10 protein-coding genes are annotated in these 15,504 nt (G+C 57.9%); all 10 read right to left on the bottom strand.

Features of this window, described 5'->3' with window-relative positions; translation table 11 throughout:
- Position 1: 1 nt before the first annotated feature.
- The 10 genes from EL249_RS02700 to mnmE all read right to left on the bottom strand — a co-directional run bounded on the left by EL249_RS02700 (position 2) and on the right by mnmE (position 15,453).
- On the bottom strand, positions 2-3,151 hold the full coding sequence (locus EL249_RS02700; RefSeq protein ID WP_040530109.1) for a type I restriction endonuclease subunit R: 3,150 nt from the start codon (positions 3,149-3,151) through the stop codon (positions 2-4).
- Positions 3,152-3,174: 23 nt separating this feature from the next.
- Positions 3,175-4,335, bottom strand: coding sequence for an SIR2 family protein (locus tag EL249_RS02695; protein ID WP_005674505.1), 1,161 nt, complete (start codon positions 4,333-4,335; stop codon positions 3,175-3,177).
- Entirely contained in the window at positions 4,335-5,639 is a 1,305-nt protein-coding gene (locus EL249_RS02690; RefSeq protein ID WP_232002030.1) for a restriction endonuclease subunit S, read from the bottom strand. Before EL249_RS02690 ends, EL249_RS02695 begins: the two co-directional genes overlap by 1 nt.
- A gap of 28 nt (positions 5,640-5,667) precedes the next feature.
- Positions 5,668-7,383 (bottom strand): class I SAM-dependent DNA methyltransferase, encoded by a 1,716-nt coding sequence (locus EL249_RS02685; protein ID WP_005674507.1) that lies wholly within the window; start codon positions 7,381-7,383, stop codon positions 5,668-5,670.
- 41 nt (positions 7,384-7,424) lie between these two features.
- Positions 7,425-10,055, bottom strand: a complete 2,631-nt coding sequence (locus EL249_RS02680) for a S8 family peptidase (protein ID WP_005674508.1) — start codon at positions 10,053-10,055, stop codon at positions 7,425-7,427.
- Between the two features lie 17 nt (positions 10,056-10,072).
- Positions 10,073-11,086: an AAA family ATPase gene (locus tag EL249_RS02675; RefSeq protein ID WP_040530111.1), complete on the bottom strand. Its 1,014-nt coding sequence runs from the start codon at positions 11,084-11,086 to the stop codon at positions 10,073-10,075.
- Between the two features lie 94 nt (positions 11,087-11,180).
- Positions 11,181-12,173 (bottom strand): restriction endonuclease, encoded by a 993-nt coding sequence (locus tag EL249_RS02670; protein ID WP_005674510.1) that lies wholly within the window; start codon positions 12,171-12,173, stop codon positions 11,181-11,183.
- A 26-nt stretch (positions 12,174-12,199) separates the two neighbouring features.
- Positions 12,200-12,517 carry an HVO_A0114 family putative DNA-binding protein gene (locus EL249_RS02665; RefSeq protein WP_035269521.1) on the bottom strand — a complete coding sequence of 106 codons (318 nt, stop codon included), beginning with the start codon at positions 12,515-12,517 and terminating at the stop codon, positions 12,200-12,202.
- 178 nt (positions 12,518-12,695) lie between these two features.
- Complete coding sequence (locus EL249_RS02660; protein WP_232002029.1) at positions 12,696-13,958, bottom strand: tyrosine-type recombinase/integrase; 1,263 nt, start codon at positions 13,956-13,958, stop codon at positions 12,696-12,698.
- On the bottom strand, positions 13,897-15,453 hold the full coding sequence (gene mnmE / locus EL249_RS02655; RefSeq protein ID WP_005674513.1) for a tRNA uridine-5-carboxymethylaminomethyl(34) synthesis GTPase MnmE: 1,557 nt from the start codon (positions 15,451-15,453) through the stop codon (positions 13,897-13,899). The genes EL249_RS02660 and mnmE overlap by 62 nt, the downstream gene beginning before the upstream one ends.
- Between the last annotated feature and the right edge of the window lie 51 nt (positions 15,454-15,504).

The raw sequence follows: 15,504 nt of genomic DNA, 5'->3' as shown, positions 1-15,504 counted from the left end.
ATCACTTCGACCAAGCGTTCGACAGTGATTCCGCTTGCTTCAGCACCAGTTCGATCGCGGCATCCTCACCCACTGGCGGGTACTTCCACTTCTTCAGCGTGCGCCGCACCAGAATCCGTAGTTTGGCGCGCACGCTCTCGCGCACCTGCCAATCAACCGTGGTGCTGTTACGCAGTTTCTCGGTGATCTCGACAGCGATCTTCTTCAAGGTATCGTCGCCTAACTCGCGCGCCGCGCTTTCGTTGTTGGCCAGTGCATCGTAGAAGGCGATCTCGTCCGGGCTCAGTCCCAGCGCCGCTTCGCGCTCCAGCGCTGCCTGGAAGTCCTTGGCCATCTGGATCAATTCCTCGATGACCTGCGCAGTCTCCACCGCCCGGTTGTGGTACTTACGCAGGGTTTCCAGCAGGCGGTCGCCGTACTTCTTCTCCTGTACTACGTTGTTGCGCGCCCGCGCCTTGATCTCGTCGCGCAGCAGCTTTTCCAGCAGTTCCACCGCCAGGTTGCGGCTCTTCATCTGCCGCACGTCTTCCAGGAACTCGTCCGACAACAAGCCGATGTTGGGCTTGTCCAGGCCCGCCAGGGCGAAGATGTCCGCCACGCCGTCCGCCACGATGGCATTGTCCAGGATCTGTTTGAGCGCGCTGTTCTTGTCGGCGTCGGAACGCTTGCGATCCACGGTAGTGAACTTGACGATGGCGGCTTTGACGGCAGCGAAGAAGGCAATTTCGGTGCGCAGGGCGGCGGCATTATCCAGCGTGCTGCACAGGGAAAACGCCTTGCTCACCGCCAGCATGGCGTCGAGGAAACGCTGTTTGCCGTCCTTCAGCCCCAGGATGTGGTTGGCCACCGGCACCAGCAGCTTCATCGCGTCGGTCTCGAAGCCGCTGTAATCGAAGCCGTGCATCAGCCCACGCACTATGTCCAGCTTCTCCAGCAGCACGGCCAGGGCCTCGGCTGCGTTGTGCGCCGGGTCGCCCTTGCCCTTGGATTCAGTGTAGGTCTTGAGCGCCGCTTTCAGCTCGTTGGCGATGCCGATGTAATCCACCACCAATCCACCGGGCTTGTTGCGAAACACCCGGTTGACGCGGGCAATGGCCTGCATCAGGTTGTGGCCCTTCATGGGCTTATCCACGTACATGGTGTGGCAGCAGGGCGCGTCGAAGCCAGTCAGCCACATGTCGCGCACGATCACCAGTTTCAACGGGTCTGCGGGGTCCTTGAAGCGCTTTTCCAGGCGTTTCTTCACCAGCTGGCTGTACAGGTGCGGCTGCAGCAAGGGCTTGTCCGCTGCCGAGCCGGTCATCACTACCTTGATTGCACCTTTTTCCGGGTCGGCGTCGTGCCAATCCGGACGCAAGGCAATGATGGCGTTATACAGCTCGGCGCAGATGTCGCGGCTCATGCAAACGATCATCGCCTTGCCTTCCAGCGTGGCGGTGCGTGTCTCGAAATGCTGCACCAGGTCGGCAGCAACCTGTTCCAGACGCGGCTGCGCGCCCACCAGCTTGGTCAGTGCGGCCCAATCGCTCTTAGTCTTCTCGCGGGCGGTGAGGTCTTCCTCGTCCTCGATGACCTCATCCACCTTGGCGTTCAGTGCGTCGATCTCGGCCTGGTTCACATCCAGCTTGGCCAAGCGGCTTTCGTAGTAGATCGGCACCGTGGCGCCATCATCCACCGCATCCTGGATGTCGTAAATGCTGACGTAATCACCGAACACTGCCCGCGTGTCCTTGTCTTCCAGGGCGATGGGTGTGCCGGTGAAGCCAATGAAGGTGGCGCTGGCCAGCGCGTCGCGCATGTGCTTGGCATAGCCAAACACATACTTGCCGGTCTTGGTGTCCAGCCGCCCATTCATGCCGTACTGGCTGCGGTGTGCCTCGTCGGAAATCACCACGATATTGCTGCGGCCCGATAGCAGCGGGTGCTGCCCCTCGTCCTCCAGCAACGCGAACTTCTGCACCGTGGTGAAGATGATGCCGCCCGCCTCACGCGAGGCCAGCATTTCGCGCAGTTCTTCGCGGCTACCGGCCTGCACTGGCGTTTGCCGGAGCAGGTCTTCGGCGGCGCAGAAGGTGCCGTATAGCTGCCCGTCCAGGTCGTTGCGGTCGGTTACTACCACCAGCGTGGGGTTCTTCATCTCCGGCTGCTGCAACAGCTTGCCCGCATAGCAGGCCATGGTGATGCTCTTGCCCGAGCCTTGCGTATGCCACACCACGCCGGCCTTTCGGCTACCGGGCTGCACTTCCTTGCCGTAGGTGGCACGCGGTTCCTGCACTTCCAGCATGCCTTTGTTCGGACTGCTAGCGGCGATCATCGTGGCCTTCACCGCCTCGCGCACCGCATGGAACTGGTGGTAACCGGCGATCTTCTTGATGATCTGGTCGGCGTCCTGCTCGAACAGCACGAAGTGGCGCACATAGTCGAGAAACAGTGCCGGCTCGAAGAAACCGCGTACCAGCGTTTCCAGCTCGAACTCCAGCAGCGGCCGGTCGTCCTCATTAGCAATCGACCGCCAGGGCTGCATGCGTTCCTGATTGGCCGTGAGCGATCCTAGCCGCGCCGTGAAGCCGTCGCTGACCACCACCGCCACATTGGTGTTGAATAGGTCGCTGATCTCATCCTTGTAGGTCTGGATCTGGTTAAATGCATCCCAGATGTCAGTCTGCTCGTTGGCCGGGTTCTTCAGCTCGATCACCGCCAACGGCAGGCCGTTGACGAAAGCCACCAAGTCCGGTCGGCGCGGTTGCTTGGTACCGGTCACGGTGAACTGACTGACTAGCAGGAAATCGTTGTTGCGCGGCTCGGCAAAGTCGATCAGGTTGACCAGATCGGTGCGCTTTTCCTCGCCTTCGGAAAACTCGACCGGGATACCGGACAGCAGCAATCGATGCACATGACGGTTGCGGGTGATCAGCAGGGGTTCGCTCGCCGTCAGCAGTTCATGCGCAGCCTGTTCCAGAGCAGCGGTAGGGATGCTCGGATTGATGCGGGCCAACGCAAGCAGCAGGCGCTCGCGCAGCACCACTTGGCGATAATCGGTGCGGGCGGGCTGCTCTCCATCTGGAGCGAGATCGAGGCCGGATTCAAAACGCCAGCCGATTGCTTGAAACCACTCCAAACATAATTCTTCGAGCTGCTGTTCATTTACCATGGGAAAACCTATGTTTGAGTGACTTATTCAAATGCTACTTGCCGGCGCGACACAGCAATAGCAAGTCTCAAAATTTGTTCCAACAGACTGTGATCGTGGCTTCCATCATCAGCTACAGATGTTGAATACCATATCGGCCGAATCTTCAATTGTAGTAATCGAGCTTCTTTTTGAGTGCGCTCTTGCGGTGTAGCAGGCTCATTGAGTAGGGCGAAGTGATCAGGTATTTCGAATGCAGCCTCATCAACGACTGATTTGAACAGATCAAGCGTCTTGTCTTGCTCCAAACTGCAACCTAGGAACAAGAAGGAATGGCTGATGAAAATCTGGCGCAGTGCCCGTGGCAATTGATTTTGGAATGACAGGGGCTCGCCGTAGGCAATCCGGTATTGCTCTTGTGTAAATACATATGTGTTGTCTTGGCGCGCATCGCCATGCAGCTTTAAGATGCAGCGCTCACCACGAAGTAAGCGCTGAACAAAAGCATTGCCAGGCTGCATTCCATACATGTATCCATCCAACGCCTGGCCACGCTGTTGGAAAAGATCTTCGATCATTGAGTCAAAGTTGGTCGTGACGATACAACCTTGGGCCAAATCAGGCAGTAAAAGAACTGGCCCTGCAATTGCGCCTGCCCGCTGACGGAATTCCGTTTTTATGAAGTGTTTCACCTGATCTGCTGCTGCTTCGTATAGCAGCTGTGCAGCTTGCAGATAATCATATTTCGCCATCAAAGGCTCGATATCTTGCACTTCAATACCATTGAGCTTTAGCGTTATTTTGCGCAGGGCCTCGCCCCACATTGGGTAGCCACACGCTTTCGAGATGCCAGCTCCTACAAAAGGAGAAATTCGCCCTAAGCGAACGGCGTCTACCAGATCGAGGAACACTGCCACTTGATCAGACTGCTTAATGAAGCGGATTGCAGCGTCATGCTGACTGATCTGACAAATACCTTCCCACTGGTCAAGTTCGTCCAGATAGGCATCCCTATCTGTCCAGTACAACACCTCGCTGATTGGGTAGACGTATTGATGCTCGGGATCTTTCAAGCTTGTGAATGCAATCGGCTCCGCTTCATCCAGCACCGCATTGAAATCTCCGTTGGATGAGTACGCCGCCTGCAAAGCTTCCTCGACCTTGTCCACGATTAGTTTGTTCTCACGGAGCTTATTAATATCCATCAGATGGCTCCAGTGGTATCGACAAGCCCAGGTATTTTATCGATAGCCAGCTCCCCTGAAAGCAGTTTGGGGAGGAGGCTATCGCGGAGTTCGGCCAACGATCGACTTGCAATTGTATTTGCTCGCATTGCCTTCCTCGTCTGACCAATCAGACCATCGAAAGCACTTAAAACCGATATGGACGGCTTAACCAACTCAAGTCGGTACACGTTTTCGCGATTCAATCCGGGAACCGCTGCATCGGTATTCATTTTGTCCAATCCAAGTGTTTGCATAGCATAGAAGCAATAAGTCATCGGCAACACCTTGGGTTTCACGTAGAACGTAGTGTCGATTGGAAAAAACGGCCCATCTTCCCAGTACAAACTACCCACAGTTCCTTTGCGGCCAACAATGATTGCACCGTGTGGTACCAGTGCTTCGTTGTGATAGCCGGTGACGCCGCCAGACCCGTAAACAGGAACAGAGCCCTGTTTACGGTCGGTTGATTTGAGAGCTTTGCCGTATGCCAATTCAATCAGATCACCAACGCGCTTTACTTCCCACCCATTCGGAATATTCCCCAGCTTCGACTCTTCCATAGCGTCTGGAAACAGTTCGGCGGTAGCGGCGAGTTCGTCGTGGTGCTCACGGGGCATCTGATCTAGTTCAGCGTCGGTCTTGCCGCTGATGGCGCGCATGGCGGCGCGTAGCGGGTCTTGGCCTTGCTCGATGGCGGCAATCTTGGCCTTGACCGGGTCGAAATCGACAAACCAGGATTTGAAGATGGCTTGCACCATGGCTTCGAGGGTTTGGTTGATGCAGCGGTTGAGGATTATCTTGTCAGTGAGGGAGAACCTGACGTTTGCGATTCTCTCCTGCTCCTCTTTGGAGGGCAGATCAACTTCTAATTTTAATAGTTCAACTTGGCGAATACCTTGAACCGTTGATCCTGATGCTCGTGCTGTAATCTGCCGCTGCCCCTCCGAGGAGGCCAGCCAAGCTGCTAGGTATTTTGGGTTAATCAGCCTTGGATTAGGCCGCAGTCCAAACACTCGCTGCCCGAGCACGTATTTCTTGTCATCTTGAATGTAGAAGACTTCACCCATTGGGGCTTCAGAGGTCAAAATGATATCGCCCTCTTGCACCTCCACTGTCATCCACTTTTTATACATCTCAGTAGATGCATACCGCATTGACTGTACATCAACCAAGCCATCCGTCTTGACGTGCTTTGCAGATAGAACAGGTATACCACTTAGGAAGAAGTCATCGAATCCCATCTTGTTTGGGGTCTTACCGCGATGATCAATGATCAGTTCCAAGAGTTCAGAGAGCGGAAGCTTTGTCGGATTAGATGGCATAACCCAGCCCCGCCAAATTCTTCTTGATCTCCGCTTCCAGCTTCGCACTCTCCACAAACTGCTCCGCCAGTTGTGCCGTCAGCCGCTGCATCTTCTCGGCAAAGGGTTCGCCGTCGTCTTCCTGCTCCGCTGCGCCTACGTAGCGGCCCGGCGTCAGCACATGCTCATGCTTGCGGATTTCGTCCAGCTTGGCGGAATGGCAGAAGCCGGGCACATCCTCGTACCCCTCGCCCTGCTGCCAGGCATGGAAGGTATCGGCGATCTTCTGGATGTCTTCCACCGTGAAGTCACGCAACACGCGGTCTTTCATGTAGCCCATCTGGCGGGCGTCGATGAACAGGAATTTGCCGCGCCGGTCGCGCTTCTTCTTGTCCAGCGCGAAGCCGTTCTGCTTATCGCGGGTCAGGAACCAGATGCAGGCCGGAATCTGGGTGTTAGTGAACAACTGGCCGGGCAGTGCGACCATGCATTCCACATAGTCGTCCTCGACCAGCCGCTTGCGGATTTCGCCCTCGTTGTTGGTGTTGGAACTCATGGAGCCGTTGGCCAGCAGCAGCGCCATGCTGCCGGTGGGCGCTAGGTGCCAGAGCATGTGCTGTAACCAGGCGAAGTTGGCGTTGCCCTGCGGCGGCGTGCCGGCGATCCAGCGGGGGTCGGCGGCCAGCTTTTCGTTCCACCATTCCTTCATGTTGAAGGGCGGGTTGGCCATGACGAAATCGGCGCGCAGGTCCGGGTGCAGGTCGTTGAGCAGGGTGTCGGCCGGGCCGCTGCCGAAGTTGAAGTCGATGCCGCGGATGGCCATGTTCATGGCGGCCAGCCGCCAGGTGGTGGGGTTGCTTTCCTGCCCGTAGACGCTGATCTGCCCGCTCTTGCCGTTGGTGGCCTTGCCGCCGTGTTGTTCGATGAACTCCTCGCTTTGCACGAAAAAGCCGCCGGAGCCCATAGCCGGGTCGTAGACGCGGCCCTTGAACGGCTGGAGCATTTCCACGATCAGGGTGACGATGCTTTTGGGTGTGTAGTACTGGCCGCCCTTCTTGCCTTCGGCCAGTGCGAACTGGCCGAGGAAGTATTCGTAGACGTGGCCGAGGATGTCCTTGGATTTCAGGTCCAGCGGCTGGCCCTTGTACTCCTTCGCACTGAAGTCGGTATCCGAGAAGTGGCTGATCAGGCCGGCCAACTTGCTGGAGTCGAGCTGGACGCGGGCGAAGTCCTTGTTGAGCACGTTCTTCAGGCGGGCGTTCTCGCGCTCGACGGCCTCCATAGCGTTGTCGATCAACCAGCCGACCGAGCGCATTTCCTCTGGCTCGTCCTTGCCCGGCTTGTTCCACGGTAGCGCGGCCTTGGGCGGCAGTTGCGCGCAATCGCGCAGGGTTTGCCAACGCGCTTCCAGAGGCACCCAGAACACGTTCTTCTCGGTGTAGTAGTCGCGCACTTCCAGCTCGGTGGCGATGTTGTCTTCGTACTCCAGGGTACCTGCGCCGCCGTATTCGTCCGGATCCATGTAGTAGTCATGATCCGGGTTGGTGAACTGCTCGCGCAGTTCGCGCTGCCGTTCTTCGAAGGCATCGGAGACGTACTTGAGGAAGATCAGCCCGAGCACGATGTGCTTGTACACGGCTGCATCAAGGTTGGAGCGCAACTTGTCGGCGGCGGTCCAGAGCTTTTTTTCCAGGTCGTTGAAGAATTGTTGTTCTATGGGTTTCATGTACAAATGCCTTGTTCTATATGTTTCATACCGTTATGCGATCATCGCCCCACGCCCGGTGCAATACGCACCGGCTGCTTGATACGGGCGCGGACTTGCTGGTAGATCGGAATGTCTTCCTTCGCTTCCAAAGTCACAGCGAGCCCGTAGGGAATGACAGCATCAAGGCGTGCAGTTGCGTCCTTTTTGCAGGTGACGCGAATGCGCAAGGTCTCACCATCCTCGAAGGCCTGGATCTGCTTCTTGCCTTCCAGCACTTCATGCTGCACGGTGCCACGCTCCACCTGATTGTGGTCACCGTCTTGACGATCCAGTTTAAGGATCTGACTGGACCAATTTCCCCCGCCGGGTTCTAGCGTCAGCTTGGCTTCTCGAAGATTGCGGTGGTCCGGATTGATTGGTGTCAGCCAAGCTAAGGTCACTACCAGCCGCCGCCAAATCTTTTGGGAAGAGAAGCCGGGAGGGATCGGAAAGGCATACTCATGCACCTCGTTTTCCCGTATCTCTCCACAGCCTAGGACGGTTGCTCGCTGGGCAGTGCAGGTCAGCACACGCTCGATATCCACGGCTCCATAGCCAAGGTAGCGCGTGATTACCTGCTTGAACTGACGAGAGTTGCGCGCGTCTTTCAACACTTGTTCGATGTGTTGCTTGCCAGCTTCGTCTTGCTTAGCGCCATGTACCAGTAGCGCCTTCATCAGCACCGACATCAACGTCTCGGGAATATCCTCCCCCTCCTCGTTGCGTAGTCTGTTCAGCATGTCGTACAGCCGCACCGCACCTCGTGTGGCCAGCGCCGTCGCATTGCTGGTGCCACGCCAGAAGGCTTCGTTGTTCAAAACGCCTTGCTTTCTGCTGTCCAGCGCAACTTTTTGACCTGGTCCGACGATGGAGTTGTCGACGCTGTACAGGGTAGATCTAGCTAGTACAGGGGCGTTGTAGAGTTGCCGCCCTCCGGGCATGAGGATGTCAGGTTTTATGGAGCGTTTAAAACCAAAACCCAGACGGGTGGCAGGACTGAACAGAGTTTGCGAAGGCAGCACATCGACACGCTGGCCAAATTGCGGATATGCATCTCCAGAATCATCGGCGTGAGCAGCGCCTACCGTAATGGCGTTCATCGCTTCTGCCGGCGAAAGCAGCCGCCGGGAGGTAAGGCTATTTGATATCGCTTTTACGGTGGCGCTTATCTTCTCTCCATCAGAAAGATCGGCGAACTGCTGCTGATTGAGTCCGATATCAATCTCGTCGCAGTAGTTGCCCGCGCTGACGCAGAACAGCACGCGGTGGCGGTAGGCCAACCAGTCGAGTAACCGTGCCCAAGGACTTGGCGTATGGATAAACTCCCGCGCTGTATCACCAATGGAAAGATTGATGACCTTGACTGTAGGCGCTTGCGCGGGGACGTCGCCAGAGCCTTCAAACATGCGCCGAACAGCTATATGGATGCGGTCTTCAAAGAAAACCTCATCCGGCATATGTTCATCATGTTCGCGTGTCTGATGGTCAGGCTGCATCACCGGGATGCAATACAGTTTGTGCGGTAGCGGTTCGGAATCGGGATTGCTGCGATCCCCATGAAGAATCAAGGAAGCCATGGCAGTGCCATGCTTGCGCTCGCCAGGTTGATAAGTGGACTCCAAGCCAAAGGTGTCATCAACCAGCAGTCGATCTTTCAGCGCTTCATGCAATTGCAAGGGAGCGCCATCAAGGAGCGCTGCGACAGGAGGAAGGTCACTGACACTTTCGGGGAACGCAGCCGGCTCTCCCTCGCCCTCCTCAGAAACCGCCAGGCTTTGCCCGGTAGGGCGGAAATACATGATGCCGGCGAATTTGAACAGTTCGATGTCGATATCAGCTCCATCTGCAGCTACTTGATGGAGCAGCGACTGAATGGCGTGAGCAGGCAATTCGGCCTTGACCGCATGGAATGCGATCTGAGGCATATCAAGGAACGCCGAAAGCGTTTGGCCTCCGAGGCCTTCAAGCAATGAACGAATTGCTGCTTCATTATTTCGACGCTTCTCAACCCTCTTGCGGTAGAAAAGCTCAATCTGAAATCTGACCTTCTCTTCGGGGTCAAGAGATTCAAGCAGGTCCTTCCAGCGGTCGATCATTCCTGTTTCGACCAATGTCTCCTCAATGCCCCAGCGCCTCAGCACGTTCAATTGCTCGAAAACGGCTTTCCACTTTGTTTTTCCGTGGGGCAGGCTTCTATTGGCTTTCCATTGCTCCCAAAGCGTGAGAATCTCTTGCAAGCCAGCCATGTTGCTCATGGCCAGAAACATGCGACCGCTCAGCGGCTTAACCACAGGTTGACCGGCAGCATCTCGCTCATGGAAGCCTTCATCCTCAGCCTCCAAGTCGTCGATTTCCGTCTCCCCTAGCCACTCTAAGCCAGCCGCTTCAACGGCTTGTCGGAAGTCGTCCAGACGTCCAACGATCTCGATGACTAGGACCATTTCAGGTTCGAGCCCAGCCAGAGCACCAGTCAGGCTGGCCTGATAGCGTGCGAAGTCTTCTTCCAGATGTTCGATCTGTCTTCCAATACGGGCTACCTGGGCACCATGGCCGGGCAAATTCTGTTTTCCCGGAGGAAAACCGTTGCCCTTTTCTGGCTGGAGAATTCGCTTTTCAGGAAAAACCAGTAATGGCAAGTACTCATCAGGCATATCCCCCTCCTTGTGCCTTATTCGTCTGATACTTCTTTATTGGCAGGTTTCAACCGCTTCTTCCATTGTTCCAACCTGGAAGAGACGATGGTTCTGGCGTCATCCACCTTCTGATCTAGTACCGCTCTGCGGACTACTCCCAAGCAGAACTCTTCCACCTCTGAAAAACTGAGGCCTAAAAGTCTTTTTGCGACAGTCTCATTGGCCAAGCCAAAGTTGACCTTGCTGCGTTCACTGATAAAGGCGACGAACGCGGTCAACTGTGCGCGTGTAGGAAGAGGGAGTTCCAGTCGAACCTGAAAGCGCCGCCAAACGGCCCTATCCAAAAGTTCTGGGTGATTGCTAGCAGCAACGACAACGACATAATCTGGAAGATCGTCGAGTTGAAGCAGCAAAGAGCTAACGACACGCTTTATCTCCCCCGTTTCATGAGTGTCACCTCGCTCTTTGCCCAATGTTTCGAACTCGTCAAAGAACAACACGCAGCGCCGTGTTCGAGCGTAGTCAAGCAAGGCTTTCAAGCGGATAGAAGTTTCGCCCAGGTAGCTGCCAATCAACGACTCATAGCGCACAACGATCAGCGGCACCATCAACTCAAATGCCAACGCTTCAGCAACCGATGTTTTACCGTTCCCTGGCGCCCCAGCTAGTAGGATTCGATGCCTTGGGCTTAAGCCGTGAGCATGCAGCAACTCAGCGCGATGCTGTTCTTCGACAACTTCTCGTAACTGCCCGCGAATACTATCGTTAAGCACCAAACTTTCCAGCGAACGCTCTGGTGTCAACTCGGCAATCAGATCTTTCTGCGCGATGCCCCCAGTTTGGGCTGGTCGCGTCGCTGCTGCAGAAGGCTGGAATAAGGTCGGCTGATGGGCTGGCGCTCGTAATGCCTTTTCCAGTCGGTCGGCTAGGATTCGGTGCCCCTTGCCACGTTCTTCTTGAATCAAGGCTTCGGTCGACTTCCGAAAAGAAGGTTGGTCGCCGCTACTGGCTGCTTTTACCAGGGCGACCAAGGTATCAGCTTGTGCCATATGTGTTCACCTTGATGAAGGATTTAGGTGGCATTGTCGTACTCCGAATGGGCGTTTGTTCAGGGGCTGTCAAGCACATGTCTGCGTTGATAATTCAAGCAGGCCAGTACAACCGCTTCAACGGCACGATTCGTTTGGTTTCAGCGTCGGTGGCGTCGTAATGCTCGATCAGGGCGCGCACCACATGATCCAGCGTCCACATGGCCAGCGGAATGGACGCCCGGTCCGCTTCGTACTGCGCGTCCTTAGTGAAGCCGCCGGTACTGACGTATAGCCCGCGATCGTCCTTGTGGCGGCCACCGAGAAAGCTACGAATCTCCTGACTGCCCATTTGGCCCTTGCGGTGCTTGACCTCCACGACGATGCGCGGGTGTTCGAAGCCAAAGCCGTCTGGCGAGGCGACGATGTCCTTTCCCCGATCTGCTCCCGGGGGCGAGACCTGGGTCTTGTAGCCCATGGCTCGCAGGATGCCGGCGACCAACTGCTGCATGTCGTCCCAGTCGAGTTCGTTGACCCGGTCCTTGATGCGCTCCAGCGCCTGGGACTCGATGTCGGCCAGTGGATCAGCGATGACTTCCTCGGCTTCATCTTCCACGGCTGGAGCTGGTTTACCCTTCAGCGCCGCCAGCACTTCGGCTGCCGCGCTGGACGGCACCTCGAACAGGGTCAGGGTCGAACCCAGGCTGTTCTTTGTGCTGGTGCCCAAGCTGTCGCGTGGCAATTCCTGCGTTTGCCACTGTACCTTGCGCGCCAGTGGCATGCCTTGTTCGGCCCACTCAGGGTGGTGTTCGGCTGGCCCCGTGACCTTGCCGATCGAGTACAAGCGATTGGCTGGCGAATAGGTGACGATCCAATCACCATCCTGAATGTCGTTGACGAAGCGCCAGACCTGGGATGCGCCCGACACCACCGTGCCTTGCTTTACCTGGGGCTCGGCGGATCGGTACAGGGCGATCAACTGCTTGCGGCCGACACCGGGTTTAGCGTGGGCTGCCAATTGGTTCCAGCCTACAGCCGCCACACCACGCTCTCGAAAGGCGTCATACAAGCTTCCGCCTTCGCCTCGCACCATCCACATCCGTGCCATTGCATTCCCTCTCTTATTCGTAGCCATCAATCCAGCACCACCAGAAACTCAGTCGCCAGCGCTGTCGGCTGAACATCCCGAACATTGCGCTGCAGCGAAACCAGTCCGTAATCCGACATCATCCGCAGGGTGCGCGACAGGTTCGGCACCTTGCGTCCGCTGAGTTCGGCCAGTTCGGTCAGGGACTTGGGTTGTTTGTCGTGGATCAGGCGCAGCAGGCGGCGGTTGTCGTCCGACAGCACCGCTGCCAGTGATGCCAGAGACGGAAACCAAATGCTGGGCGTTTCGCTTCCCTTTGGTGGCGAGCCTTCTGGCTGTCGGATACCCACAATGCAGCGCTTCATGATCGCAAATCCAATGACACGTTGATTCAAAATTGTATCAGTGTCTGATAATCATCGTCGATCCTAAATGCCTGCCACAAGGGAAAAGGCAAGGGCAAGGGCAAGGGCAAGGGAAGGGTAATCAAGGGTCAACGGCCCTACCCAAAAAGGGAAAAGGCCACCAGCGCCCCAGTCGGACTCACACCACCAAATTGGTCGACGGTGCCAACCCGTCGATGTAGTCCGCCCACGCCTGCAGCATTTCCCGTCGCTGCTCGGCGTATTCCGCCCGGTTGTAGACACCGCGCACGCCGCCGATGGTGTGGTTCAGCGCCTTTTCCACTACATCCGAAGGCCAGCCCTGCTCATGCAGCAGAGTTGAAGCAGTCCGCCGCAGGTCGTGAATGGTGAAGGCAGGGATCTCCTGTCCCTGCAATGACACCTTCAGCGCCTGGTTCAGTGCATTGTTGGCGAAAGGCTTGGCCAGGGTGCCACGGCCGGGCAATACCCAGTCGCTGCTGCTGGCCAGCGGCTTGAGCTCCTTGAACAGCGTCTGCGCCTGGGTGGACAGGTAAACGATGTGCAGCTTGCCGGTCTTGGAGTTTTCCACCGGGATGTGCCATTCGCCTTCGTTCACATGCACGTCCTTCCACTGCGCCAGCATCAGCTCGGACTTGCGCACCAGGGTCATCAGGATCAACTGGAAGGCGATCTTGAACTGGCGGCGAATGTTGGAGGTCTGCATGGCGCGCAGGAACAGCTTGATTTCGTCCGGCGTCAGCGCTCGGTCGCGGGCGGCGGCGCGGTAGACGTGCCGCATTGGCAGGGCCATGACCGGGTTGGCCTGGATCAGGCCGCAGGTCAGCGCGTAGTCGAACATGCGCTTGAGCAGGCCGCGTACCTGGCCGGCGGCGGCATCGAAGCCTTGTTCCTTCTTGCGCCAGATGACGTTGCGCACGTCCTCGGCGGTAATGTCCCGGACTGGCTTGCTGCCGATGTGCGGCAGGATGTCCTTTTCCAGGTAGCGCCGGGGCATGGTCACGTCCTTGCGGTCGCGTGATTGGATATCCTTGAAGAAGCGTTCGGCAAAGTCGACCACAGTGGTGTTTTCTGCCCCAGACACTTTCTCCTGCTGCTTTTTCTTTGCCGGCGACTCTCCCATCGCCACTTGGTGAGCCGCCTCATCCCATTTCAGGCGAGCGTTCTTCAGCGTCAGCGCGGGGTATTTGCCCAGCGTCAGCTTCTCGCGTTTGCCATCCAGCCGGTAGCGATAACGCCAGACGATGCTGCCACTCGGCAGCACTTCTACGTACAGCCCGCGATCATCGCTGACGATGTAAGAGGCATCCTTTGGTTTGAGCGCCTTGAGTGCGGTATCTGTGAGAGACATGGACCCCACCTCACTTCCCGATGCAGAACCGGCTGAAGATGACCCCCAGCAGGTCGTCGGCGGTGACGGCACCCGTGATGCGGCCCAGAGCCTGATGGGCCAGGCGCAGTTCTTCGGCAAAGAGGTCCAGCGCCTGGTCGCCCAGGGACACATGCTGGCGGGCGTTCTGAAGGTGGGACAGCGCTTCGGACAGCGCCTGCAGGTGGCGCTCGCGGGCGATGAAGACACCTTCCTGCCCGGGCTGGAAGCCAGCGATATCCAGAAGCTTGCGGCGGAAGGCTTCGATGCCCTGCCCTGTGCGGGCGGATAGGCGCAGTATCTCGGTGGCTGACGATTGCGCGTGAGGCGCCCCATCCGACATCCCGGACGCAAGCTGCCCTTCCCCCTCCACCAGGTCGATCTTGTTGATGACGGTCAGGCGTCGAGCGCTGGCGGGTACGCGAGCCTCAATGGCAGCCTCCAGGCGACTGATGTCGAGCGGAGCGCTCCCGGTCTGCCCCTGTCCGGATCGTTGTTCAGGTGAAGAACCCGTCCCGGCGTCCGGAATGATGGCCGGAACGGCTTTCTTCCCGTTGCCCTGTCCTGTCTCGCCAGGTGTCTGATTCTCGTCCTCCCGCGCCAGCTCGTCAGCCGCGCGCAGGTGAACGACGACATCGGCCTTCTCGATCTCGGCCCAGGTGCGCTGGATGCCGATCTTCTCGACGGGGTCGTCGGTGTCGCGCAGACCGGCGGTGTCGATGAGGTTGATGGGCACGCCTTCGATGCTGATCTGCTCGATGACGCGGTCACGGGTGGTGCCGGCGATGGGGGTGACGATGGCAACTTCGGCGCCAGCCAGGGCGTTGAGCAGGCTGGACTTGCCGACGTTGGGAGCGCCGGTGAGCACGACGTTCAGACCCTGGCGCAGGCGGGCGCCGCTCTGGGCGGTGTCGAAGAGGCGTCGCAGGGTGTCGTCAATGCGCGCCAGGCGCCCGGCAGCGTCGGCTTTCTGCAGGAAGTCGATTTCCTCTTCGGGAAAGTCGAGGGTGGCCTCGACCAGCATGCGCAGGGTGAGCAGCTGTTCGGCCAGGTCGTCGATCTGCCGCGAGAAGACGCCCTGAAGTGATCGGGTGGCGGATCGCGCGGCCTGCTCGGTGCTGGCTTCAATGAGGTCGGCGACGGCTTCGGCCTGCACGAGGTCGAGCTTGTCGTTCAGGAAGGCGCGTTCGGTGAATTCGCCGGGCTCAGCCAGGCGGATGCCGAAGGCAGCGCCTACCTGCAGCACGCGGCGCAGCAGGATCTGCTGGACGACGGGGCCGCCGTGGCCCTGCAGCTCCAGGATGTGTTCGCCGGTGTAGGAATGGGGGGCAGGGAACCAGAGCGCCAGGCCGTAGTCGATGGGCTGGGCATCGGCCGCCAGGAACGGACCATAGGCGGCCTTGCGGGCGACGAGGCGGCGCTCCGGGCCCAGGATGTCGGCGGCCAGGGCGGTGATGATGTCAGGCTCGGGCGCCGAGACGCGCACGACACCGATGGCGCCCTGGCCAGGGGCGGTGGCAATGGCGCAGATGGGGCGTTTGTCCTGCACGGCGTCTATCCAAAAAAAATGGCCTGAACAGGGGTCCAGGCCAAGGGGTGA

Source organism: Lautropia mirabilis, from assembly GCF_900637555.1.
GTDB lineage: Bacteria > Pseudomonadota > Gammaproteobacteria > Burkholderiales > Burkholderiaceae_E > Lautropia > Lautropia mirabilis.
This window is presented reverse-complemented; position numbering and strand designations above follow the sequence as displayed.

Coding starts and splice junctions, on each gene's coding strand:
- EL249_RS02670 (WP_005674510.1), bottom strand. CDS start 12,173: ATGGCACGGATGTGGATGGTGCGAGGCGAAGGCGGAAGCTTGTATGAC.
- EL249_RS02675 (WP_040530111.1), bottom strand. CDS start 11,086: ATGGCACAAGCTGATACCTTGGTCGCCCTGGTAAAAGCAGCCAGTAGC.
- EL249_RS02695 (WP_005674505.1), bottom strand. CDS start 4,335: ATGGATATTAATAAGCTCCGTGAGAACAAACTAATCGTGGACAAGGTC.
- EL249_RS02680 (WP_005674508.1), bottom strand. CDS start 10,055: ATGCCTGATGAGTACTTGCCATTACTGGTTTTTCCTGAAAAGCGAATT.
- EL249_RS02700 (WP_040530109.1), bottom strand. CDS start 3,151: ATGGTAAATGAACAGCAGCTCGAAGAATTATGTTTGGAGTGGTTTCAA.
- EL249_RS02685 (WP_005674507.1), bottom strand. CDS start 7,383: ATGAAACCCATAGAACAACAATTCTTCAACGACCTGGAAAAAAAGCTC.
- EL249_RS02665 (WP_035269521.1), bottom strand. CDS start 12,517: ATGAAGCGCTGCATTGTGGGTATCCGACAGCCAGAAGGCTCGCCACCA.